Here is a 23626-nt window from a genome sequence, read left to right as displayed (position 1 = left end):
CATTTCAATTAATGACGGAGACGCCTTTGACTTTGAACTGCGCTGCTGTGGAAGCCGGCAGCTGCCGGTCTGTGATGAGGTGATCGAACAGGGTGAGCGGCGCGTATTTCAGGTAGCTGTCTTTTCCTATTTTACCGGAGTCGCACAAGAGGTAAACGATGTCTGCCTGTGTAGCCATGGCTTTGCTGACAGAAGCTTCCTTTTCGCTGAAAGCGGTCAGCCCGTTTTTCACCGACAGGCCGTCGGTGCCGATAAAAGCTTTTACGCCGTGGTAACTGTCAATGTGGTGCAATGCGCGATGTCCATGCATGGCTTTACGCTCTTTATCTACTTCTCCGCCGATGAGATTGACCGTGATCTGCTCACAATCCATAAAAGCCGCCAGCACCGGGAGGGAATTGGTGATCACCCGCAGCGGTCCTGTCTTCCGCAGGTGTTCGCACATGGCGAATACGGTACTGCCGCAATCGAGGAAAATGGTGTCTCCCGGTTTCACCTGCGCCGCCGCCAGCCGCCCGATATACTGTTTTCGCTCCTGCCCCACGCCGGCTTTGTCGGTAAAAGCGGTGAACGGGTGCAGCGCCGGCGCTTTCATGGCGCCGCCATGCGTCCGCACCAGCAGCCCTTCTTCCGCCAGCTGCTGCAGGTCACGCCGGATAGTGATCGCTGAAATACCCAATGCGTCAGCTATTTCCTGCACTTCCCTGTTATCATGCTGATCAAGCAGTCGTAATATTTTTTGTTTACGCTCCGGAAATCCCATTTTTTATCTATTTTTGATCAAAACAATCAAATTCGATCAAATATAATCATTTTTATGACGCCCAGAATAAAAATCGTTGAAACATCCGTGCTGTCCGACAACTGGTACACGCTGAAAAAAATAACCTATGACTACCGGAAGCGGAACGGCGACTGGGAGCAGCAGTCACGCGAAGCCTACGACCGGGGCAACGGGGCGGTGGTCCTGTTGTACAACAAAGCGCAGCAGACGGTGGTCCTCACCCGCCAGTTCAGGATGCCTACCTATATCAACGGTAACGATGATGGTATGCTGATAGAAGCCTGCGCCGGCCTGCTGGACAAAAGTAACCCGGAAGACTGCATTCGCCGGGAGGCTGAGGAAGAAACCGGCTACCGCATTACAGACGTGCAGAAAATATTTGAAGCCTATATGTCGCCCGGCTCCGTGACAGAGGTCCTGTATTTTTTTGTGGCCGCCTATGACAACGCGATGAAGATAAATGATGGCGGCGGGCTGGAAGACGAGCAGGAAGAAATTGAAGTGCTGGAAATGCCTTTTGAGAAAGCCCTGGCCATGGTGGCCGACGGCCGCATCCGTGACGCCAAAACGATCATGCTGCTGCAATATGCACAATTACATCAGTTGCTCTGACTTTCTTACCTTTAGGATGCCGGCATCAAACGGCCCGTTCCATGCATTATCAGACCATACGGCCATCGGCCAGGTTTCGCGGCATAGTGAGATTCTACTGGGCACTGGAGAGTGACCGGCCTTACACCCATCACGCTATGGCAGACATGTGCCCGGAATTACTATTTCACTACCATGGCCTGTTTGATGAACTACTGCCTGACGGTGCAAAGGACGTTTCGTTTTCCGCCGGCGTCCACGGCCAGAGTCAAACCACCCGTAAGTTCCATGTCAACAGCGGCTTCGGCATGTTCGGCGTTTATCTTTATCCACAGGCGATCCCGCTGTTATTCAACATGCCCGCCAGCGAGATGATCAACCAGATGCCTGACCTGCACACTTTACTGGCGCAGACAGGCTTGCAGCTGGAAGAAAAAATGGCGCTCGCCATCAGCCATACGCAACGGGTTTCCATACTGGAAACATTTTTCGAACAGCGGTTGTCCCGTCAGGACAATATGCAACCGCCTGTCTTCCGTGCGATTCAGACCATTATTGAAACCCAGGGCATGGCGCCGGTGAAACAACTGGCGCAGGACCACTACCTGTCTACCCGACAGTTTGAAAGACAGTTCCGGCATTATGCCGGCTTCAGCCCCAAAATGTTTTCGCGTATCGCCCGCTTCCATGCCGCTATCCGGCGATACGGCCCCAACGCGCCATCCCTCACGCAAATAGCCCTGGATTGTGGTTACTACGACCAGTCCCATTTCATCCATGATTTCAGGGAGTTCTCCGGCGAACACCCCAAAGCCTTTTTCTCCGGCCGTTCCGGCGCCACTGCCTGGATGGATTAAAATGTCGCGTTTTTCCAATTTTAACAACACTGCTGAAACTAGCTTCGCAGTATTGTTTCACTATTTAATAGCTACTATTATGAAGATTCCAGCAGGGCATCATGCCGCCATGCCTTATCTTATGCTCGAAAATGCACGTGACTTCCAGGCCTTTGTGGAGGCAGTGTTTCCAGCCACGCTCAGTCATATGAGTCTCCACGACGACAAACTGGTTCGCCACGCGGAATTCCAGATCGGCGACAGCACCATCATGTTCTGCAATGCACGCGACCAGTGGAAAGCGCAGCCGGGTCAGGTATTCATCTATGTGGACGATGCCGACAACAGCTACCAGGCCGCGCTCAACCACGGCGCTACCAGTGTGATGGAATTAAGCGACCAGCCCTATGGCAGGACCTGCGGGGTAAAAGATCCCTGTGGCAACACCTGGTGGATCACTTCGGTGAAATAACGGACTAGCGTAAACGTTGTCCGAGGGCCATCACTTGCTGTATGCCCTTTTCTTTACCTCCCGGTTTGAGATGTTTAATAGGGGCTATGTAAGTAGTCCCTGTTATTTTAATTCCGCAGAAACGCAGTATCTGGCTGCGGACAGCCCGCACGCCGGTAGCCTGGTAATACAGGTTGTGGAACCAGATGGGGGTATCCATGGTACAGATGAGGCGGGATGTTTTGCCTTTGAGTTTCTTTTCTATGAGCATGCTGTTTTCCTTATACCGGAAAGCCAGTCCGGGTAAAAAGAGCCGGTCAAAGAAGCCTTTGGTGAGCGCGGGCAGGGAACCCCACCACACGGGAAAGATCCATACGATATGCTGCGCTGCCTTTATTTTCTCCCAGGCATCCAGCAGGTCCGGCTCCAGTTCCATTCTTTTACGGTAACCATAACGCAGGTTAGGGTCGAACTGCAGCGAGCCGAGGTGTATCTCTGTCACGTCGGCGCCGGATTGCAGTGCGCCGGTTTTATAGGCTTCCTGTAATTGCGTGTTGTAGCTTTCGCGGTCGGGGTGACCGTTAACGATCAATATCTTTTTCATGCCTGCAAAGCTAGTGGCGGTACTGCTGCCGGCACTGAACAAATGTTAACTTTTGCGCAGGCGGCTCAGGTGCTGCGGCGTGATGCCAAGGTAAGAAGCGAGATATTGCAGGGGCACCTGTTGGATCATACGGGGGTGCTGGCGTACCATTTCCTCATAACGTTCTTTGGCGGTATACTGCTGAAAGGAGCGGATGCGTTGTTCCATCATCACAAATTCCTGTTCTCCGAATGCCCGGCCGGTGTTGGCCCAGCGGATATTTTGTTCATAGAGCCTGTAAAGGTCATCGCGGTCCAGCACCTGCAGTTCACATTCCGTAATAGCCTGCATATTCTCAAACGCCGGCTGGCCGGTAATAAGGCTGGCATAAGCCGTTACCAGCTGCCCTTCAAACATAATACAGTCGGTAATTTCCTCCCCGTTGTCTTTCACATAAAAAGAACGCAGGATCCCTTTGCGGAGAAAAGCCAGCTGCCGGCATACGTGTCCTTCCCGGATAAAATAGTCCTGTTTTTCCAGTTGTACGGTTTTCATCAATGACTCCAGCTGGTCCAGGTCTTCCTGTGTGAGTGGTGAATGACGGAAAATATTCATCATACCCAAAGTTCTGTTTTTTCGGGGTGATAATGAAGCGGGTTATTTCTCCAGGGCTGCTTTCCGCAGCTGTTGCAGGCATTTATATTTCTGGTTATCGGCGGTATGTTTGTTTTTCCAGCCCATCTTCTGCGCCAGCAGCGCCATGGGTTGCTGATAAAAAAAGAGGGCTTTTAAAACGCGTTTACAGTTGTCCGTTATACGGGCCAGCCAGCCCTGTACCTGTGTGGTGGCGGGTGGTTCGGGGAATAGGTCGGGCATGGCAGCTTCTTCCGGGATGGCAGCTGTTCCCGGCAGCAGCAGGCGGTTGTCACGCATGCGTTTACTCCAGCAGTTGCGGGCGATGGCATAGAGGTATGTCTTGAGCGAGGCTGTCAGCGTAAAATCCGGGGATTGTATTTTCTGCACCAGTGCCAGCATCACCTCCTGGAAAACGTCTTCCGCATCGGCCGGGTGGCCGTTGTGTTGCTGCACATAAGCGGCCACCATGGGAAAATAGGCCTGGTAAATAACGGCCGTTGCATGGCGGTCGCCTGCTTTCAGTTGAACGATCAGTTCCTGGTCTGTGAAGGTGGTCATAAAAACAGTTTATTCAGCCATTGATACCACAAAAGTTGAAAGATCACCCAATATTATTTATTTTTTTTGATGGCGGCTTTCGTGGGCCAGCAGCCACTCTTTGCGCCATATGCCGCCGCCGTAGCCGGTCAGATGACCGTTGCCCGCCACGATGCGGTGGCAGGGCACGATGATGGAGATACGGTTCATGCCGTTGGCATGGCCTACAGCGCGTACCGCCTCGGAACGCTGCAGCAGGGTGGCCTGTTGTTTATAGCTGCGTACATCGCCGTAGGGGACGGCCAGCAGCAACTGCCATACCGCCTGCTGGAACTCCGTTCCCGGCATATGCAATGGCACCGTAAAGGTATGCAGTTCACCGGCGAAATAAGCGTCCAGTTCCTGCTGCAGCAGGCTGAAATGCGGGTGCGGCCCTTCCGTAACAGTTGCTTTCAGCAGTCTGCGGAGACCGGTCCATTGCGCTTCCAGGATTTTCCGTTCGGTAAATTCCAGCAGGCATACGCCTTCGTCGGTAGCGCCGGCAATCATAATGTCCAGCGGTGTTGTTACCCGGCTCTGATATATGGTGCGATGGTTTCCTTTCATGTGTAATGGTACTGTCGGGCATTTAGCCGTTTTTTCAAAAAATCGGGCTTTTAGCCGATCATCCGAAATATCGGGCTTTTAGCCGACATGTGAAAATACAAAATGGCCCTCTGCCTGTCGTGCAGCAGAGGGCCGGAGGTTGCACACGGATGTTTTATTCCGCTTTCATCGCGTAGGCTTTACCGTAAGTCAGTTTCCGCCATATCCATTCCACCGGGCCGAAGCGGAAGTGGTCCATCCACCAGGAACTGACGGCGAGTTGAACTCCCAGCACGGCTACCCAGATGAGCAGGTACATGGGAGGATTGGCATAAGCATACAGTCCGCCGCCGAAACTATAGTATATGCATACACAGATAACAGATTGCAGGAGATAGTTAGTGGCCGCCATCCGCCCGGCGGACTGGAAGGGCCGCAGCCACTGCTGCCATTGAGCACGTTGCAGCAGGCGGACGAGGGTGGCGATGTAAAATATACCGATAAGGGGGCTTGCTATGTAGCCGTCCAGCATCATCATGTTGCCGCCTGCCGGCGTGGTGGGGTCGCCGCCGCCGAAGAGCGCCACCGCAATCACCAGCGGCCAGCCGGCAAGAGCGCTCCAGGTCTGCACTTTACGGACCAGCGCCGCATGTGCGGCCGGCTGGCGGAAGATACCTCTCTTGCCTGCGTAGGCGCCCAGCAGGAACATGGCCAGCATCATCGGCGTTTCCATCAGGTAGCCGATGCGGGTTATTACCAGGTCGGCCGCATTCTGCTGCCACAGCTGCCGGAGGGTACCGGAACGATATACTTCGATCGCCTTATAACCCGCATCGGTATACGAAAAGCTGTCTTTATAGAAGTCAGGCCCGACGAGGGCACCTGCCGTCACATACAGGAACACCGGTATTACCAGCAGGCCAACGGCCCATTTCAGCAGCGCCGGCGGGGACATCTTCCTGAAAAAAAGCAATAGGATGCCCAGCACGCTGTAAAAACACAGTACGTCGCCAAACCAGATCAGGTGAGCGTGTATCCAGCCGATGCCCAGCAGCACCAGCAGGCGGCGAAGGAACAACCGCACCGGTGGGAGTCCTTTTCTCTCCGCGCTTTGCAGGAAGAGGATAAAACCGAGACCAAACAGGAAAGAGAACATGGAAACGAACTTGCCTTCCGCGAAGAAGCTGATCAGCTGTTCCACCAGTTTGCTGGAGGCGCCAGGCCAGAAGGCGGAGGGTTTTATGTAAAGGGCTGGGAAAGCGAAAAGTCCCATGTTGACCAGAAGGATGCCTCCCAGGGCCACGCCCCTGATAGCGTCCAGCGCGTCTATACGGCTGCTGGCAGGTGTGAACGGCTGCATAAAATAATCCTGTTTTTATTTTGATGCAGCAAAATTGAAGTATGCCAGCCAGTCGCCGTTTGACATATGTCAAATAATTATCCCTTCGCGCGGATGCGGCTCAGGGTTTCGAGGGTAATGCCCAGGTAAGAGGCGATATGGCTCAACTGCACCTGCCGTACAATCTCCGGATAACGTTCCACCAGCTGGTCGTACCGTTCTTTTGCAGTGGCAAACTGCAGGCTGGCCAGCCTTTCTTCCAGCCAGATGGCGTAGGCCTCCATGCTCAGCGTCCATACTTTTTCAAATACCGGGAAACGTTCCCGCAGCCGGGCCATTTTCTCCATCGATACCACTTCAACGAGGCTGTCTTCCAGCACCTCAAACGATTCGGGGCTGGGTGTCAGCCTGGTGGCGCTTTCCAATGACAGCACCACGTCGCTGGTAAAACAAAAAGAGGTGGTGACCTCCCGGCCGTCTTTCAGGTAAAATCCCCTGACAGCGCCGGAGAGCAGTATGTAGGAATGCCGGCATATCTGCCCCTGTTCCAGCAGCAGATCTCCTTTTTTAAACCGCTTCTCCTGCGCCGCTTCGTAGTAGGCGTCCCGCAGTGCCTCATCCTGAAAAGCAGCCGTCAGTAAGTCTTCAATAATGGCTTCCTGGTATTTCATGGCGCCAAGGTACGGAATTCCGTTCCTGTAAACGCTGTGTCAGCAGGGCCCGGGAAATACCCCCCGTCATAAATATAATTTGGTTTGTAACACAAACTATATTTATATTTGATTCAAAGTTGAACATTGTATGGAAACAACCGACAACAACCTGGAACCGCTGCAAGGGCTGAAAATCATCACGGAAGTTATTGCGCGAACCCGGGAAAACGCACGGGAACACAGTTACCTTTTCCTGTTGTGGGGCTGGCTCATCGCGGCAAGCTGTATCCTTTTTTTCCTGTTACGGACATTTACTTCGTTTAAACTGTTTTTCCTCCCCTTCCCGGTGTTGGTGGCCGCAGGCATTTTCCTATCCTTCCGGCATTATCATTCCGGACCCAGGGCAGTGCAGACCTATCTCGGCTTTTATCTGAAGAACCTGTGGCTGGTGCTCGGCATCTGTTTCCTCGTTTCCGTATTGATCAACGTACTGCAACACCAGCAACCTTTCACCGGCAATATGCTCATTGGAGGCGCCGGCACGCTGGTAACGGGACTGGTACTTCGTTTCAGGCCATTGATCTCAGGCGGTATATTGTTTTTTATGTTGGCGGTGGCCAGTATCTTTGTGCCCGGCCAGTATGCCCCTTTACTGCTGGGCATAGCCGTACTCGGCGGCTATCTGGCGCCGGGGTACCTGCTTAAAAAGTCAACAATATAAACAGAAGCGGATGTTCAATGATTTAGATCCTGTCTTAAATACACCGGTGCGGCTGGCGATCGTCTCTGTGCTGATTAAATTAAAACAGGCAGATTTTGCCTATCTGATGGAGGCTACCAGCACTACACAGGGAAACCTGAGCCATCAGATCAAAAAACTGAGTGAAGCGGCTTATATAGAAGTGATTAAAACCTATAAGGGCAACTATCCGCATACCATCTGCAAACTGACCGCCAAAGGCCGCAAAGCCTTTGAACAGTATGTGGAGGATATCAAAAAGTACCTGCACCTCTAAGGTGCTTTTTTTAAGCAATTTTAGTTTGCAATACAAACTACATTAATATACAAATAACCATGCAGGAAAAAACGATATTAATCACCGGCGGCACCTCCGGATTAGGCGCTGCCGCCGCCCGGGCCTTTGCCGCCATGAAAGCCCGGGTAACCTTTTGCGGCCGTCGCATCCGGGAAGGACTGCAGCTGGAAGCCAGCATCCGCGCCGCGGGCGGCGAAGCTACCTTCATCGCCGCCGATGTCACCGACGAAGCACAGGTAGCGCATTTTGTGGAGGAAACGTGCCGGCTGTACGGGCCGCCGGACGCCGCTTTCAACAACGCAGGCGCCAACCTGTACACCGGTCCGCTCCATCGTATGACCAGCCGGCAGTTCACCGATACCATCGCGACCAACCTCACCGGCGTCTTCCATGCGCTCAAATATGAAATACCTGCTATGAAAGCCGGGGGCAGCATCATCAACACCGCCAGCACAGCAGGTGTCAAAGGAGTGGGTCAGGGCATCGCGGCCTATGTGGCCGCCAAACACGGCGTCGTCGGACTCACCAAAGCAGCGGCGCTGGAACAGGCCCGCAACGGCATCCGCGTCAATGCGCTCGTGGTCAGCGCCATCCAAACAGAGCAATGGCTGAACAACGTCGCGGCCAAACCAGGCATCGTGGAAAAAATAGCCGCCTCCATGCCCACCGGCAGGATATCCACCGTGGAAGACATCGTCCCCATGGTCCTCTTCCTCGCCGCCGAACAGTCAACATACATCACCGGCGCTGCCATCGCTGTAGATGGCGGCATCACCGCCGGATAATTATCTAAAATCAACATTATGCACCTCCTTTCGCTATGGACAGCCACCCTCACCGCCGCTATCGTCTTTCTCGCCGGCTCATGGGAACGTATCTTCCGCATGCCGCACTGGTTTGCCGATCCGCCTCATTCTTTCTCCCTTATCGCACCACAGACCAAACAGTCGGCGCGCTTCTGGATACCGCTGCAACTCCTGTTCCTCCTTTCTTTCATCACCGCGCTGGTCACCAACTGGTCACAGCCACAGGTAAGGCCGTACCTGCTGCTGGCGCTGGTTTCGTTTCTGCTGGTGACCATCCCCACGGCGACCTACTTCGTCAAAGAAATTATAGCCTTTTCCAAAATGACACCGGATACACCCTGTACACCGGAACTGCTGCGCAGAAGCAGCAGATGGATACGATGGACCACCTCCCGCAATGTGTTGCAGTTTATCTCGCTCATCCTGCTGATCTGGGCATTGTTCAACCGCTATCACTAAAAGAGGTTTATCATGAAAAAACTATTCTCTGTCATACTGGCCGTATCCCGGCTGCAGGTCTACGCTCAAACACACAACGATATGAATATTCAGCACATCAGACAACAATTCGACCAGCTGGGAAACATTTACCCCGCAGATAAAACCGTAGAGATACAAAGCACCACCCTGGCAGGAGTGCCCTGCCACTGGTTTACACCCGCCCATGCGATGGACAATGAGCTAATCATCCTGCTGCACGGCGGCTCCTATGCTTTGGGGTCCCTGCAGTCACACAAAGCGATGACCACCCGTTTTGCTACCGCGCTGCGTCGGAAAATTCTGCTGGTGGAATATGCGCTGGCGCCCGAACATCCCTTCCCGGCAGGACGCAACGATGCGGAAAAAATATACCGGCTTATCGCCGCCGCATTCCCCACCGTGAAGATCTTCCTGCTGGGCGACAGCGCCGGCGGAGGCATCCTGTTGTCGGCCCTGCATGAACTGTCCGGTACACCGGTCAGACAACCCGTCGGCGTGGTCCTTATCTCCCCCTGGCTGGACCTGCGCTGTGAAAATGAATCATACGAAACACGCAGCGCCGACGATCCCATCATGACCAAAGCTGAACTGAAGCAATTCGCCGGTTACTATGCACAGGACCAGCCCGACGCCGCCAATCCGGCGCAACTCACCTTTACCACCTTCCCGCCGGTACTGATCCTCGCCGGCTCACGGGAAGTACTATACGATGATAGCCGGCATTTTTACGAACATATCCGCAGCGTCGCCCCCTTCGCCGATATGATCACTTTCGACGATCAAACGCATGTGTGGCCGCTGACAGCCATTCAATCACCCGCAACCATCAGCACGCTGGAAAAAATCAGCGCCTTTATGGATATCCACGGATAATAACGGGATGGCCAACCGGCCGTCCCGTTTGCTTTATATTCCCTATCTTCGCCGGCAATGACCTGAAATTGTGCGTTAACGACATGAAATACAACATCAAGGGGAAAACGTATACCTATATTGCTGGCATCAAAGACAATAACCCCATCCGACTCAGTTTTGATCAGCTCTCTGTCCATACATTCCGCCTCAGCTTCGAGCCGTGGTACCAGGCTGGCTATTGGGACTATTCCTGTGTTCCCCATGTGCTGCTCGACGGCGATACCGTTGTCGCCAACGCTACCGTTAATATCCTCCGGGTACGCTGGCGGGACGAAGAAAAAACCTGGCTGCAGCTGGGCACTGTCATGACACATCCCGATTACCGCCATCAGGGCCTTTCCCGCTGGCTGATGGAAAAAATATTCGAAGAATGGGCCGGTAAATATGATACCATGTTGCTGTTTGCCAACAAAAGCGTGCTCGGCTTCTATCCGAAATTCGGATTTGTACCGGCCGGCGAATACCAGTTCCACACCCGGCAACTGACGCGCCAGACAAGCAAAGTACGCCGGCTGGACATGGACAACGCCGCCGACAGGGAATTGCTGCTACAGAAATACGCACAGGCCAACCCGTTCGCCGCACTGACGGTGACCGCCCCCACCGGCCTGCTGATGTTCTATTGCACACAGTTCATGAAATCATGCGTGTATTATCTGGAAGAAACAGATATGATCGCGGTAGTAGAACACGAAGAGGGGGTGATGACCTGTCATGATATTTTCGGTGAAACCAGCCAATCATTACTCCACCTTTTGTCTTTGCTGATGGAGCACGACACCCAACAGGTGGTCCTTGGCTTCACACCGGCCGATGTTACCGGTTTCACCATGCTGCCATTAAAGACAGAAGACCTCACGTTGTTTGTGCTGGACAGCAAAGAGAACCTCTTCGCCAGCCATCAGCTGATGATACCTACGTTGGCACACACTTAATCACACATATCCCATAGAAAAAGATCCGTTTATTTATGAAAAAGCTTTTATTGTTTTTATTCGTTTGTATCTCCCATCAACTGTTTGCGCAGGAAGAACCCAACTTCCCCGACATGCGCAGCTGGTCGATTTACCTGAGCGGCAACGACTCTACCGACCGGTACATTTTTTCCGACACCGCCTACATCAGGGTATCTCCCGATACCAAACAGTCGCCCATAGACACCCTGATGGCCGGCGACAACATTACAATTACCGGTATGACCACCAAAAGCCTCACCATCCGCGGCTTACATGGCCCGTGGCTGAAAATCGGCTACCAAAAAAACGGAGAATACCGGAGCGGATATATCTGGCAGGGCCTTGTCAGCTGCGCCCCGTTGCGCCGCGGCGATCTCAAATTCGTATACGGTATCGAGCGCAGAGCCGACAGCATTGCAGTATCCGGCAATAAACGAGATACCTTCCCCAAATACCTGGTACGCCTGAAAGTAGTGCAGAACGGCGTATTGCTCACCAAAGCAGCGCAGATCATCGGCGACGATGAAACCGCCAACTTCAGCGATGGAAAAATTATGAGCGGCATGGGCCTCACCAATGTACAGCACATTGTGGTGCTCACTTTTACCGGCGCGGCCTGCGGCGTTCCTACAGATGATTATTATTTCGCGTGGACCAAAGACGGCCAGCTGCTGCAGTTCCTGACCAAAACCAATATCGGCGACGCGGATGCCTACTATCACAGCGAAGAATTCGTATTCCCCAACGAGAAGAACGGTCAGCCGGATATGATCACCTGGAACATGGAAGAAGCGGAAGGCACCGACAAAGTGGATAAAAACGGGATGAGTATCATGAAAGTGACGGCAAAAAAAAGTAAACGTTACGCATGGGATGGGGAAAATAAAAAAATCACGGAAGTAAGATGAGCACACATAAACAGGCGCCGGATTGGTATGCCCCTTTTGCGGTATACGACAAGGCCGATTATTTCCATAACGTCCACCCCGTGGAATGGCGCGCCCAGTTGCAATCATCTACCGGCGGACGGTTGTTCCATATAAAATATTACGGGGAGCTCTTTAGGTGGGAGGTGAAGCAAGAACCGCGTCATATCGAACTGCACGAGAAACATTACGGTAAAAATTTCAACGGCCTCATCACCAGTACCGATGAAGCCCCCGAACTGATCTATGCCGCAGACATCCACACCGGCGAAGAAATCCTGTTGTTCGACGGCGCCCGGCAGGGACACGACAATTACTTTTGCAACGAATGGTCACCTGAACAGCGGAACAACCGGCCTGCTACGCAAATCTATACGGACGCAGCCGGCAACAGCGTTTTCGAAATTGTCTTACACGCCTTTTTCAATATCGATTACGAAGATGAACTCGACACCTTCCTCAATGAAGACGGTGAACTCCGGCTGATCACCGGCGAAAAAACAGATCTGGCCCACCTGCAGCGTAACGGCTTTGATGCATTCGCCATCGACGCCCATACGGAACAGGGAGAATTTGTATCCATTCACAGCGCCGAACTGGCCTGACACATTAACCTGAAAAAACAGTAATCATGTCCGACAAAATTTTCTTCGCGAAAGGAGACAGCCCCGAAATGATCGACGCTTTTGCCAAAGCGCAAGCCACTTTTAAATACTTCTGGCGGGAGCTTTCCTGGGAACATCGTCGCATCGTCCCGGGCCTGAACGTAGCCTGCGTGAAAGTAGCCTTCTCCCAGGAACTTCCCGGCGACAGCGAACCCACCGTTGAACACATGTGGATCAACGATATCAATTTTGATGGCGATACCATTTACGGTACCCTGATCAACGATCCCAACGAACTGACCAACGTGAGCAATGGCGATGAAATCAGCATTCCCGTAGCACAGATCAGCGACTGGCTGTTTGCCATCAACGACCGCACCTACGGCGGCTTCACTATCCAGGCCATGCGCGCCGGCATGACCGACGAAGAAAGACAGGACCACGACGAAGCATGGGGCCTCGAATTCGGTGACTACAACAATATCCTCGTTGTAAACAAACAGGAAGAAAATCCGGAAAACCTGGTCGAACATCCCATGAGCCGGAATATGCAACAGAGTTTTGTAGATTTCCTGCAACAGAACCCGGATGAACTGAATGCAAAAGACGAAGCCGGCTATACGCTGCTGCATAAAGAAACGATCGCCGGCAACCTCACCACGGTAGAAGTATTACTGCAACACGGCGCCAACAGGGCCGGGCAAACTGCCGGTGGAAAAACGGCGCTGGACTTCGCCAGACAACTGAACTGGGAACATTTGATCCCCGTGCTGGAAGGAAAATAATAGAAACAAAGACAGCAGGTTTGGTAATACCCCCAAAAAGCCGGACGCTTTTTGGGGGTATTTTTATGGACCTGTTGCCTTTGTCGTTTATGCGAACAATGTTTTGTGGTCCTGCACAAACTGTTCAAAACGAATAGCCGCCTGTCCTGTCACTTCCGGCACTGCGTTACTTACTACCGTCGCTTCTCCCCTGGCGTAGTGCGCATAGTCTTCTATCAGTCCGCCTACCTGCCACTCCGGGAATCCGGCAGCCCGCACGGCGCCCTCCATCTGCTCCGGTGTGACGTCAATAAATTTCACCGGTTTTCCCAGCACGCGGGACAGGATGTCTGCCATCTCGTAATGGGTGATCGCTTCCCCTCCGGTGATATCATAGATTTTGTTTTCATGTCCAGGCTTTGTTAAAGCATAGGCAGCTACCGCAGCAATATCCCTCACGTCCACCGCACTGATGGCAGCGTTTCCTACTGCTGCGTAAAACTGTCCGTCGTTTCTGATGTAGTCTTTAAACCCCAGCAGCCCCTGCATGTATAGGTTAGGGCGCAGGAAGGTGTAGGTCATGCCCAGCTCCCTGATCCTGTTTTCTACCCGTGCATGGTAGCGTAAAAAGCGGACAGGCGACTGTTCCGCTGCCGCAAACTGCGACAGTTTAACAATGTGTTGCACACCGGCGGCTTGTGCAGCGGCGGCGAAGTTGAGCTGTAAGGTTTCCGCCTGTTCGGAAGAGTTGGTGAGCAGGAAAGCTTTCTCCACGCCCCGCAGTGCTTTGCCAATGGCGGCCTCGTCTCCGAGGTCCGCTGTGATGATTTCCGCTTCCGGAATGTTTTCCAGGTATTTGTTGGTATCGTTGCTGCGTACGATCACTTTAAAAGGGACGTGCGCTGCCGCCAGTCTTTTTACCAGTTGCGTTCCTACATTACCTGTAGCGCCGGTGATCAGTATGTTTGCCTGTGTCATAAAACGTATTTTTTTGTTTTTGTTTGATGACACAAAGATGGTTCACTGCCACGGCCTGAAATTGTAAGAAAACGAAAATGCGGGGAGGAAGGCGTTCAGGTCTATTAAAAAATAAATTTGCGAAACCGATTAGTTGCACATATATTTGCAACTAATCGGTTGCTATAAACTTACAGACATGAGAAGAGATATATTTCAGGCTGTAGCAGATCCCACGAGGCGGGCTATTATGGTACTCATCGCCCTGCAGGCGCTGACGCCCAACGCTATCGCCGCTCATTTTGACATGACCCGGCAGGCGGTGTCCAAACACCTGAAGATACTGGCGGAATGTGAGCTGGTCACCCAGGAACACAGGGGCAGGGAAATCTACTATCAACTAGAACTGAAAAAGATGAAGGAGATAGACGTCTGGCTGGAACAGTTCCGCAAAATGTGGGAAGACCGTTTCCAACAACTCGACAATTTATTATCCAATTTAAATAAGCAACAATGAGTACCCACCTGCAATTTGACTTCCTGGTAAACAAGGAAAGGAACACGCTGACTATCCGGCGCGAGTTCCGGGCGAAACGCCAACTCGTATGGGACGCCTATACGAAAAGTGAACTGCTGGACCAGTGGTTTGCGCCCAAACCATTCACCACCAAAACCAAACACATGGACTTCAGGGAAGGTGGTTACTGGTCGTACGCCATGGTAGATCCGGAGGGCAAAGAATACTGGGGCCGCACGGATTATCAGAAGATCCAGCCTATCAGCAACTACACCGCCCTGGACGCCTTCTGTCATGATAACGGCGAGATCAATACGGACCTGCCCCGCGCCGAGTGGAATGTTACTTTCCACGAAAAAGGTGAAAACGCCGTGGTAGAAACAGTGGTCACCTACGCTTCACTGGCCGATCTCGAAACCGTGATCCAGATGGGTCTTGAGGAAGGATTAAAGCTGACGCTGGGAAAACTGGACGAGCTGCTGACGACCTTACAATAATCTGTTCCTACCAGGGGCTCTCCGCCCCTTCCCTGTCATTGCTGAAGTATTTCCCGGTAGGACCATCTGCATCGGGTGTGGCAAAGCGGACCAGTACAGCGATTGGATACCCCCCACGATGGGTCACTGAGCATCGTGAGCGAAGCCAGACCGGAAGTACATTCACCATGCGGAGGTGCGGGGCTTTTCGCAGCAGGTCCATAAATTGCAAGAAAACGAAAATGCGGGGGAGAAGGAGAAAGGGGCCAGCACTGCGGCCTGCCCCCATAGGTAACAATTAGTTGCAAGGACCGAGCCAGAACCAGGCGGGGCCAAAGTTAGGCCATACGCCTTGATTCGTTTGCGCAGCCTGATAGAGACCGTTTGCATAAACCACGCGCTGTCCCGGATAATACGTGAAACCATAGAAAAACGGTTGAACTCCTGCGCAGGAAACAAATACTTTGGGTTTAAATGCAGCAGGACGGGCAGGAGCTTTCTTGTCAGTGGCATTTACATTCGCCAGAAAGAGGGTGGAACACAACAATAGTGCGGATAACTTGATTTTCATGGAATTTGTTTTAATGTGTCACGAATCTAAAAGGGAGTAGTGTAGTGTCACAGCAGTTGTTGTGTAAAGCTATCAAGCGAGCAAAAATTTTTATGAAGATCAAAGCGAATCGCTTTGATCTTCCTTTTTATCAACTCCGAATCAAAAAATCCCTAAAGATTGTTTATAACGCTGTAACGCTTCCATGAAATAATAATCTGCATATACCAGCGGCACATCGATCTCGTTGTTATGCGGAATGCTGCCCACGCTGTGCATCAGGATAAAATTACCATTGGCTCCTTCCTGCGCCCGGTAAGCGGGGCTACCCAGCGTATGTAACATCTCAATCGCTGCCTGGCGGTATTTCGCGCCTTTATTGGCGTCTACATAACCACTCAGCTCAAACAACGCAGATGCCACGATAGCTGCGGCGGACACGTCCCGGTATTTCGTTTTTACTTTCAGCGTGTTAGACCGCACCCCGGGCGTATAGCCCTTTTCTTCCGCATTAAAATCCCAGTAGGGCACTTTGTCTTTGGGCAGGTTCTTACTGTTAAGATACCAATCGGCCATACCTGCGGCAGTTTTCAGGAAACGTGCCTCTTTTGTTTCGCGGTAAATCATGGTGAAGCCGTAGATACCCCAGGCCTGGCCACGCGCCCAGGTGGAATTATCGGCATAGCCCTGTGCCGTTTCGCGGGCCAGCACCTTTCCGTTGATGGTATCATAACATACCACGTGATAAGAGCTGTAGTCAGGCCGTATCTGGTTACGCATGGCAGCTTCTGCATGACTGACAGCAATGTGGCGGAAGCTGGTATCACCTGTCTCCCTGGAAGCGAAGAACAACAGCTCCAGGTTCATCAGGTTGTCGATGATCACAGGGTAACGATACAGCTGTTCCCCATGCCATGACTTAAAAGCGTTCCAGGACTTGATGCTTTTGGTGACCGGGTTGTAACGGGTACTCAGCGAACGGGCGCCCTGCACCAGCACATCCCGGTAGGCTTTGTTGCCCGTAAGCCGGTAAGCGTTGCCATAGCTGCAATACATCATAAAGCCCAGGTCATGGTGCTGTGTAAAATACTGCAGCGGCTGCAGCTTCTCCGTCCACCGTAACGCCTGCTGCTGCAGGGCCGGGTCTTTTGTCAGTTCATAGCCGTACCAGAGCGAGCCTGCGAAAAACCCGGGCGTCCAGTCGTACATGGAAGTGGTGGTCATCTTCCCCGCCGCATCGGTCGTCCGGGGAAAAGCCAGGCTGTCGCGCATTTCGGTCTCCTTCAGCATATGTTTCAGCTGCCGCTGTGCAAAGCCGGTATTGCTGCTGACAAAATCCTTTTCCGTAAAGGTGGTGTATGCCGTTAGTCCGGCGGCTACCACGAAACAAAGCAATGGTTTCATAATTTTTATGGTGTCACTTTAATGATAAATTCACGGATAATGCTTTTGTCTTCGTCCAGCGTATGGTTGTAAGCCACAAACGTGGCCCGGTATACGCCGGGCGCCGGATACACATAAGTATACTCCGCCTTGTCCGGCTCATTGATGCTTTTCACGCCCACGCTCACGTCGGGGGCTATACGACCTACGTACAGCGGCTTCGACATCACCCAGCTGGTATTGGAAGGGGCGGCGGCATTGCCGCCGTTAATTTTAAGATCGGTGGCAGACGGCGTCCATCGTGCGTTAGCAGGGTTCCAGACATTGCCGAAGCGGGTCCAGTAGGCGACGTCTGCGGAAAAGGAACTGAGGGGAACCGTTCTGTCAGGAAGCACATTATTGACGGCCCACCCGGTGATGGTCCAGGTACGCTGGGTCGACCCCGTTACTCCGCTGTATTTAAAGGCGATAAACAGGGAATCACTGGCGCCGGCCACCAGGTCGGTCAGGTCTGCCACGCCAAAGGCCGTAACGGTGGCATTGGTGGCCAGTGTGCCGCGGGAACTGATGTCTTTCCAGGTTGCATTCACCACCGAAGCAGAATCGTAACCGGTCAGTTTATTGGTGGCCAGCACCTGGAGGGTATTTTTCTGGGTGCCCCACTCTGATTTGGAAGAAAAACTCAAGGTCAGTTTTCCCAGTTTGTACGTAGTGTTACGACTATCATAACGTTTACCGGTTTCTCCGGAATAAAAAGCGATGTTACCGACTGTTCCGGTGAACTTAAACCGGGTGGTATCACCGAGCCGGTACACAAAAGTATCGGCCACCTGCCGCGCCGGATCGGGCGAAACGTTGAAGTCGGGTTTATCCACCTGCATTTTTTTGGAACAGGCGGCGGCAGCAAATGCCAGGAATATGAGGAATGATTTTTTCATGTGTCTTTTTTTTTGAATTACCAGCCTTCGTTCTGCACCAGTAAACGGTTAAGGTTAAGCTCATACGTCGGTTTCGGCAGCAGCACATGCCGCTGGCTCACATTGCGCACACCCTGCAGCCCGTTCGGATTGCCGGTGGCCGTTACGCCGGCGCCATTGGAAGTCGCCCATGCGGCAAACTCCTGCATGTCTGCTGCAAAATGCCCCCAGCGAATCAGGTCTGCTTTTCGAACAGCTTCGAAACACAGTTCCCGCATCCGTTCATCACGGATGGCCAGTTGAAATGCTTCTTTGCTGAGGCCCGGTGTCAGGTCAGACTCCGTGCCGCTCGTAATGGTGGCAGTAGCCGTGGCAGCCGGACCGGCATAGGTAAATACAGCGCCTGTCACGGCGGCGTCGGAAGCGCCGCTGGTATGCACCGGCGCCGTATTGGTGGAAGTACCTGCGGCAGTTACCGTGTACAGGTTCGCCCCGTTGGTGATCTGTATGCCAGCTGCATAACTCACACCCGGCGTCCAGAAAGTGCCCACTACCACTACCGGCGCAGCGGTGTAATAAGATCCGGGCGTCAACGCACCCGGGCTGCTCAGGTAGATACCCGTTACTTTGCCCGCAGTGAGTATAGCCGTGGCCGTAGCGCCGTTACCACCGCCACCGGTGATGGTCACCGCCGGCGCAGCAGTATAACCGGCGCCGCTGTTGGCAACGATGACAGACTTCACCACATTACCATTCTGCATACCATAACCTCGCTTACGCACCTGGTTGATATACGTATAGGCGTTAGCGGGACCGCTTACAAAGTTCTCCGCCTCCGCACGCATCAGCAACACATCTGCGTAACGGATCATAGGCCAGTTGATATTGTACGTACCGGCGGTACCGTTAGTATTGCGGATAGCCTGCGGCACATATTCCCTCCTGAACTTCCCGGCGCACATCTGCCACACGTTGGGGCGCGCTGCTTTTACGCGGGGATTGGTGCCGTTGTAGATATAGTTGGCGCAGTTCCAGTCACGACGGATGTCCAGCGAAGCCTTATTCGGCGTAGCGGTACTGCCGGGGTCTGTTTCATAGGCGTCGAACAGTTTTTTGGTTACCCACACCCAGGCGGCGGCGTTGTAGGAAGAAGAGTCCAGCGCCGTAATGGCGGACTGAATCCCTACGAAATTGCCGATGTCATTGCCTGACTTGTTAACCACACCCGCCGCAGCGCCCAGCGAACCCAGCTCCCAGATGTTTTCTTTTACGTCGTACTGGTCTCTGGCCAGGTTAATGAAGATCTGCCGGTAATCGGGGTTCAATGCATGAAGGCCGGAGGTGATCACTTTATCGGTATACGTGATCACGTCTCGATATTTGCCGGTATTGTTCTGCGGATAGCCGGCCCAGTAGAGATATACTCTTGCCAGCATGGCCTGCACAGCGGTCAGCGTTACCACATCGTTGTACTTCGCCTGTATCACGGTGTAGTCTTTCAGCAGCGTCTCGGCTTCTTTCATATCTTTTTCCACCTGTGCATATACTTCCGCCTGTTTGACAGCGGCCACGTTTACTTCGTTGATGGCGAGAGGACGCAGCACCAGCGGCACATCGCCGTAATTGCTGGTGAGAATGAAATAGAAAAAGCCCCTCAGAAACAAAGCCTGCCCCTTGAGGATATTACGTTTTCCTTCGTCCATCACCGGTTTATCGATGTTCTGCAGCAATACGTTGAGGTTATTAATCCCAACGTAAGAGAACTTCCAGATATTGGCCACATGCACCAGCGATGCATCGTAGTTGTAGCGCAGGCCACGGGCGTCGCCGTCGGCCGTACGGTTGGCCATCACCTCGTCGGTGGTGGACACGAAGTTAAAGCCCATCACCTGGGCATACAGTTCCGGGCGCATCAGGTCACTGTATACTGCGTTCAGCGCCTGCTGCAGCTGCGCTTCGGTTTTATAATAATTGTCGGGCGTATAAAAATCCGTCGGTTTGGTATCGAGGAACTTGTTGCAGGAAGTTAGTCCCGCTATGGCGATACAGGCCGCTATGCAAATACGTTTCATGTTCATCATTTTAGAAGGTTACGTTTAAGCCGGTCACATAAGACAGTGAGTGCGGGTATACAGCGTAGTCGAAGCCTGGCGTGAGGTTGCCGGGCCTGCCGCTTACCTCGGGGTCCATGCCGGAGTATTGGGTCCATGTATACACGTTCTGTGCGGAACCGTAGATCCTTACATTTTTGATTTTAGCGCGCTTCAGCCATATGGCGGGGAAATTATACCCGAGCGATATGGTCCGCAGTTTCAGATAGGAGCCGTCTTCCACCACACGGGAGGAGTAAGCCGCGTTGCCCATGCCGCCGGCACGGAACAGCGTATTGCTGGGATTGGTAGGCGTCCATCGGTCGGCGTAGCTGGCGAACTGGTTCAGGTTGGGATTGTTTACAATGCCTCCTTCAAACACATAGCGGTTGGCATTGATGATATCATTGCCGTATGACCATTGCAGCAGGATGTTGAGATCAAAGTTGCGGTAACGGAAATCATTGCTGAAACCGCCGGTGTGTTTCGGTAACCCGCTGCCGATAATCGTATAGTCCTGGTTGTTCACCTGTCCGTCGCCGTTCAGGTCTTTGTACCGGATATCACCCGGACGGATAGTGTTCCGTGCAGCGCCATTGGTAGGCACTTCCGGCTTCAGCAGGTAAGTACCGTTGGGCATCACATCAAAATCACCGTACTGGTACACCCCATCGAACACCAGTCCGTACATTTCACCCAGCGGCCTGCCGATCACGGAGATGTAGGGAAACAACCCGGAGTAAGTGGTGTTGAAGAAAGTACCGGAACCGGAGAGGATAGACTGCTGTCCTTCCGCCAGTGATAATATTTTGTTTTGATTGAAGCTGATGTTAAAATTACTGTTCCAGGTAAAATCTTTTTTATCCACCACCGTGCCGGCCAGCGTGATCTCCAGGCCCCTGTTCTGCAGCTTGCCCACATTTTTGAAGCCCTGCGCGTTTTCGATACCGTGCGCATAAGGCAGTGCGGCGTACAGCAGCAGGTCTTTCGTGGTACGCTGATATACGTCTACCGTGAGGGACAGCCTGTTCTTCAGGAAAGCGAGGTCCAGGCCGATGTTGGTTTGTTCGTTGGTTTCCCAGCGCAGGGTGGGATTACCGGAAGACGTCATGATGGCGCCGATGCCCAGCGGACCATTGCCCGAGGAATACCAGTATTGCATGTTGGTGAGCGACAGCTTTGACAGGTAGGCGAAATCGTCTACCCGGTTGTTGCCGGATGCGCCATAGCCCAGCCTGATCTTGGCATCGGAAACAAAGTGCAGGCCTTTCATGAATTCCTCGCTGCTGAAGCGCCATGCAGCGGATACTGCCGGGAAATAACCCCACCTGTTGCCGGGTGCGAATTTGGAAGAACCGTCGGCACGGATGGATGCGGCGAAAAGGTATTTGGAATTATAATCGTAGTTCACCCGTAGCGCACCGGAGGCCATGCTCCAGCGGGAAGAGAGCGATATCAGCGACGTATTGGCCGGAGCGGCGAGGTCTATGGCGTCCATGCCGAGATCTTCGTTCGGGATCTGGTTGGCAGCAAAACGGCGGCGCGCCATTTTATATCCCTGCGCTTCAAATACACCCAGCACCGTCAGGTTATGCGCTTTGTTCCAGCGCTTGCGGTACGTCAGCGCATTCTCCGAACGCCATAGCGAAGTAGGCCGGTACTCTACACTGCCGTTTACCCCGTTGGAGTTCCACTTACTGCCTGCTTGTGTTTTGGAATTATTGAAGATATCGATACCGGTATTCACCGTGTTGATACCGCCGGCTATCCGCAGCGTCAGCTCTTTAGTGATGGCATATTCAGCGTAGGCATTGGCGATCAGGTTGTTCACCTTCGTCACCGTATGCTGGTTCTGGATATTCTGTAAAGGATTCACACGGTAGTCCTGGTTGTTGGCGATCTCATTTCCCGGATCGTAAAAGTCATCGATCAGGTTGGCCGCGCTGTCTCTCCCCGAAATACTGTTGGTAGGCCGGAATCCCCATACGGAATACAACGTGGTGGCGGAAGCGTAGAAGTTGGTAGCAGAAACGGGGATACCATAACTTTCGTTATACGCATAGTTGGCGTTGATACCAACCTTTAATTTGCTGTTCACCGTCTGGTCCAGTGAAAAGCGGCCCTGGTAGCGTTTAAAGCCTCCGTTGATGATAATGCCTTTCTGGTTGTTGAAGTTACCGGAAAGGGAATACCGGGTTTTATCGTTACCGCCACGCACCGCAATGTCGTGGTTCTGGTTTTGCCCTACACGATAAATATGGTCCTGCATATCGATGGACTCCTTGTTCCTGTAGTCGTCCGGTTTCACGCCGCCGGCGAGGTAGATGGAGTCATACATGGAAGGATTGACATCGCCTACATACTGAACAAACTGGTAAGCGTTCATCAAAGGTATCTTGTTCGGTATCTGCTGCCAGCCGTAGTAACCGTTGTAAGTCACCTGCGGCGCACCGGACTTCCCCTTCTTGGTGGTGATCAGGATAACGCCATTGGAGCCGCGGGCGCCATAGATGGCGGTGGCGGAGGCGTCTTTTAATACGTCGATGGATTCGATGTCGCCGGGACTGATAGCGTTGGCGTTGGAGCTCTCCGTGGGAAAACCATCGATCACGTACAGCGGGGAGTTATCTTGTGTGATAGATCCTGCGCCGCGGATCACGATATTGGCGATAGAGCCGGGCTGCCCGTCATTACTGGCTACGGCCACCCCTGCCACACGGCCGGCCAAAGCTTCGTCGAACGATTTTACCGGCGCTTTCTCAAACTCCTTCATGTTCACGCTGCCCACCGAACCAGTGAGGTCTTTACGCTGCTGGGTGGCATAACCTACCACCACCACATCGTTGAGCGTACCTACGCGGTCCTGCAGCCGGACATTATACTCCGTGCGGTTGTCTACCGGCAGCGCTGTTTTTTCATACCCGATAAAAGTAAATACCAGCGTGGCGCCCGGGGTGGCGCTGATCACAAAACGACCTGCATCATTGGTGCTGGTGCCCGTTTTGTCATTTTTGACCATCACCGTCACCCCCACCAACGGGTTACCGTCTTTGTCCTTTACAATACCGGACACGGTCTTTTTCTGTTGGGCGAAAAGGGAAAGCGGTATGATCAATACCCACATAATCCCTGTTAGCAAATAACTGAAGGCGAAGCGGGACGTTCTTCCCTTGCAGGATGATTGGCATCTCATATTCATAAGAGTGGAATTGAACGGAAATTCTGGTTGATGCACAAATATGTCGTAACGCG

At 52.8% G+C, this 23626-nt stretch carries 28 protein-coding genes; 14 read left to right on the top strand and 14 right to left on the bottom strand.

The window, feature by feature from the left end; genetic code table 11:
• Positions 1–4: 4 nt before the first annotated feature.
• Positions 5–763 (bottom strand): DeoR/GlpR family DNA-binding transcription regulator, encoded by a 759-nt coding sequence (locus B5D63_RS07005; RefSeq protein ID WP_078668003.1) that lies wholly within the window; start codon positions 761–763, stop codon positions 5–7.
• A gap of 54 nt (positions 764–817) precedes the next feature.
• On the opposite strand from B5D63_RS07005, the gene nudK reads away from it, so the two are divergent.
• The 3 genes from nudK (at position 818) to B5D63_RS06990 (ending at position 2683) form a co-directional block, all read left to right on the top strand.
• On the top strand, positions 818–1396 hold the full coding sequence (gene nudK, locus B5D63_RS07000) for a GDP-mannose pyrophosphatase NudK (protein WP_078668002.1): 579 nt from the start codon (positions 818–820) through the stop codon (positions 1394–1396).
• Between the two features lie 41 nt (positions 1397–1437).
• On the top strand, positions 1438–2232 hold the full coding sequence (locus tag B5D63_RS06995; RefSeq protein ID WP_078668001.1) for a helix-turn-helix domain-containing protein: 795 nt from the start codon (positions 1438–1440) through the stop codon (positions 2230–2232).
• 79 nt (positions 2233–2311) lie between these two features.
• On the top strand, positions 2312–2683 hold the full coding sequence (locus tag B5D63_RS06990) for a VOC family protein (protein WP_078668000.1): 372 nt from the start codon (positions 2312–2314) through the stop codon (positions 2681–2683).
• Positions 2684–2687: 4 nt separating this feature from the next.
• Here the strand turns inward: B5D63_RS06990 and B5D63_RS06985 are convergent, their stop codons facing one another.
• The 6 genes from B5D63_RS06985 to B5D63_RS06960 all read right to left on the bottom strand — a co-directional run bounded on the left by B5D63_RS06985 (position 2688) and on the right by B5D63_RS06960 (position 7013).
• The gene (locus B5D63_RS06985) at positions 2688–3266 is read right to left on the bottom strand and encodes an NAD(P)H-dependent oxidoreductase (RefSeq protein WP_078668568.1); all 579 of its coding nucleotides are present in this window, start codon (positions 3264–3266) and stop codon (positions 2688–2690) included.
• A 45-nt stretch (positions 3267–3311) separates the two neighbouring features.
• Complete coding sequence (locus B5D63_RS06980; protein ID WP_078667999.1) at positions 3312–3863, bottom strand: Crp/Fnr family transcriptional regulator; 552 nt, start codon at positions 3861–3863, stop codon at positions 3312–3314.
• A 39-nt stretch (positions 3864–3902) separates the two neighbouring features.
• A complete protein-coding gene (locus tag B5D63_RS06975; protein ID WP_078667998.1) occupies positions 3903–4439 on the bottom strand; it encodes an RNA polymerase sigma factor in 537 nt (178 codons plus the stop codon).
• A 57-nt stretch (positions 4440–4496) separates the two neighbouring features.
• Positions 4497–5024, bottom strand: coding sequence for a methylated-DNA--[protein]-cysteine S-methyltransferase (locus B5D63_RS06970; RefSeq protein ID WP_078667997.1), 528 nt, complete (start codon positions 5022–5024; stop codon positions 4497–4499).
• Positions 5025–5178: 154 nt separating this feature from the next.
• Positions 5179–6363 (bottom strand): DUF418 domain-containing protein, encoded by a 1185-nt coding sequence (locus tag B5D63_RS06965; protein WP_078667996.1) that lies wholly within the window; start codon positions 6361–6363, stop codon positions 5179–5181.
• A gap of 77 nt (positions 6364–6440) precedes the next feature.
• Positions 6441–7013 (bottom strand): Crp/Fnr family transcriptional regulator, encoded by a 573-nt coding sequence (locus tag B5D63_RS06960; protein WP_078667995.1) that lies wholly within the window; start codon positions 7011–7013, stop codon positions 6441–6443.
• A gap of 130 nt (positions 7014–7143) precedes the next feature.
• Here B5D63_RS06960 and B5D63_RS06955 point away from each other — a divergent pair, with 130 nt between their 5' ends.
• From B5D63_RS06955 to B5D63_RS06915, 9 genes are all read left to right on the top strand, one after another.
• On the top strand, positions 7144–7716 hold the full coding sequence (locus B5D63_RS06955) for a hypothetical protein (RefSeq protein WP_078667994.1): 573 nt from the start codon (positions 7144–7146) through the stop codon (positions 7714–7716).
• Positions 7717–7726: 10 nt separating this feature from the next.
• On the top strand, positions 7727–8011 hold the full coding sequence (locus tag B5D63_RS06950; RefSeq protein WP_078667993.1) for a winged helix-turn-helix domain-containing protein: 285 nt from the start codon (positions 7727–7729) through the stop codon (positions 8009–8011).
• Positions 8012–8070: 59 nt separating this feature from the next.
• Positions 8071–8817, top strand: a complete 747-nt coding sequence (locus B5D63_RS06945; RefSeq protein ID WP_078667992.1) for an SDR family NAD(P)-dependent oxidoreductase — start codon at positions 8071–8073, stop codon at positions 8815–8817.
• Positions 8818–8835: 18 nt separating this feature from the next.
• Positions 8836–9297 (top strand): hypothetical protein, encoded by a 462-nt coding sequence (locus B5D63_RS06940; protein ID WP_078667991.1) that lies wholly within the window; start codon positions 8836–8838, stop codon positions 9295–9297.
• A gap of 12 nt (positions 9298–9309) precedes the next feature.
• A complete protein-coding gene (locus B5D63_RS06935) occupies positions 9310–10191 on the top strand; it encodes an alpha/beta hydrolase fold domain-containing protein (RefSeq protein WP_078667990.1) in 882 nt (293 codons plus the stop codon).
• Between the two features lie 83 nt (positions 10192–10274).
• A complete protein-coding gene (locus B5D63_RS06930; protein ID WP_078667989.1) occupies positions 10275–11168 on the top strand; it encodes a GNAT family N-acetyltransferase in 894 nt (297 codons plus the stop codon).
• A gap of 35 nt (positions 11169–11203) precedes the next feature.
• Positions 11204–12097: an SH3 domain-containing protein gene (locus B5D63_RS06925; protein WP_078667988.1), complete on the top strand. Its 894-nt coding sequence runs from the start codon at positions 11204–11206 to the stop codon at positions 12095–12097.
• On the top strand, positions 12094–12720 hold the full coding sequence (locus B5D63_RS06920) for a hypothetical protein (protein WP_078667987.1): 627 nt from the start codon (positions 12094–12096) through the stop codon (positions 12718–12720). The genes B5D63_RS06925 and B5D63_RS06920 overlap by 4 nt, the downstream gene beginning before the upstream one ends.
• Before the next feature lie 26 nt (positions 12721–12746).
• Positions 12747–13505, top strand: coding sequence for a DUF2314 domain-containing protein (locus B5D63_RS06915; RefSeq protein ID WP_078667986.1), 759 nt, complete (start codon positions 12747–12749; stop codon positions 13503–13505).
• An 87-nt stretch (positions 13506–13592) separates the two neighbouring features.
• On the opposite strand, the gene B5D63_RS06910 is transcribed toward B5D63_RS06915, so the two are convergent.
• Entirely contained in the window at positions 13593–14462 is an 870-nt protein-coding gene (locus tag B5D63_RS06910) for an SDR family oxidoreductase (RefSeq protein ID WP_078667985.1), read from the bottom strand.
• Between the two features lie 178 nt (positions 14463–14640).
• On the opposite strand from B5D63_RS06910, the gene B5D63_RS06905 reads away from it, so the two are divergent.
• Together B5D63_RS06905 and B5D63_RS06900 are read left to right on the top strand one after the other, a co-directional pair.
• On the top strand, positions 14641–14958 hold the full coding sequence (locus B5D63_RS06905) for an ArsR/SmtB family transcription factor (RefSeq protein WP_078667984.1): 318 nt from the start codon (positions 14641–14643) through the stop codon (positions 14956–14958).
• Positions 14955–15455 carry an SRPBCC family protein gene (locus B5D63_RS06900; protein ID WP_078667983.1) on the top strand — a complete coding sequence of 167 codons (501 nt, stop codon included), beginning with the start codon at positions 14955–14957 and terminating at the stop codon, positions 15453–15455. Before B5D63_RS06905 ends, B5D63_RS06900 begins: the two co-directional genes overlap by 4 nt.
• Before the next feature lie 7 nt (positions 15456–15462).
• On the opposite strand, the gene B5D63_RS06895 is transcribed toward B5D63_RS06900, so the two are convergent.
• The 6 genes from B5D63_RS06895 to B5D63_RS06870 all read right to left on the bottom strand — a co-directional run bounded on the left by B5D63_RS06895 (position 15463) and on the right by B5D63_RS06870 (position 23573).
• Positions 15463–15657: a hypothetical protein gene (locus B5D63_RS06895; RefSeq protein WP_143312791.1), complete on the bottom strand. Its 195-nt coding sequence runs from the start codon at positions 15655–15657 to the stop codon at positions 15463–15465.
• Positions 15658–15732: 75 nt separating this feature from the next.
• Complete coding sequence (locus tag B5D63_RS06890; RefSeq protein WP_078667981.1) at positions 15733–16005, bottom strand: hypothetical protein; 273 nt, start codon at positions 16003–16005, stop codon at positions 15733–15735.
• A gap of 141 nt (positions 16006–16146) precedes the next feature.
• A complete protein-coding gene (locus B5D63_RS06885; RefSeq protein ID WP_078667980.1) occupies positions 16147–17388 on the bottom strand; it encodes a glycoside hydrolase family 88 protein in 1242 nt (413 codons plus the stop codon).
• A 5-nt stretch (positions 17389–17393) separates the two neighbouring features.
• Positions 17394–18305: a DUF5017 domain-containing protein gene (locus B5D63_RS06880; protein ID WP_078667979.1), complete on the bottom strand. Its 912-nt coding sequence runs from the start codon at positions 18303–18305 to the stop codon at positions 17394–17396.
• Positions 18306–18322: 17 nt separating this feature from the next.
• Positions 18323–20356: a RagB/SusD family nutrient uptake outer membrane protein gene (locus B5D63_RS06875; RefSeq protein ID WP_159455917.1), complete on the bottom strand. Its 2034-nt coding sequence runs from the start codon at positions 20354–20356 to the stop codon at positions 18323–18325.
• Positions 20357–20366: 10 nt separating this feature from the next.
• On the bottom strand, positions 20367–23573 hold the full coding sequence (locus tag B5D63_RS06870; protein ID WP_235021474.1) for a SusC/RagA family TonB-linked outer membrane protein: 3207 nt from the start codon (positions 23571–23573) through the stop codon (positions 20367–20369).
• Positions 23574–23626 lie beyond the last annotated feature (53 nt).

It is taken from the genome of Chitinophaga eiseniae (genome assembly GCF_900167135.1).
In the GTDB taxonomy this organism is placed as follows: Bacteria; Bacteroidota; Bacteroidia; order Chitinophagales; family Chitinophagaceae; genus Chitinophaga; species Chitinophaga eiseniae.
Note: the sequence above shows the minus strand (reverse complement) of the source record. Positions and strands in the feature narration are given on the sequence as shown.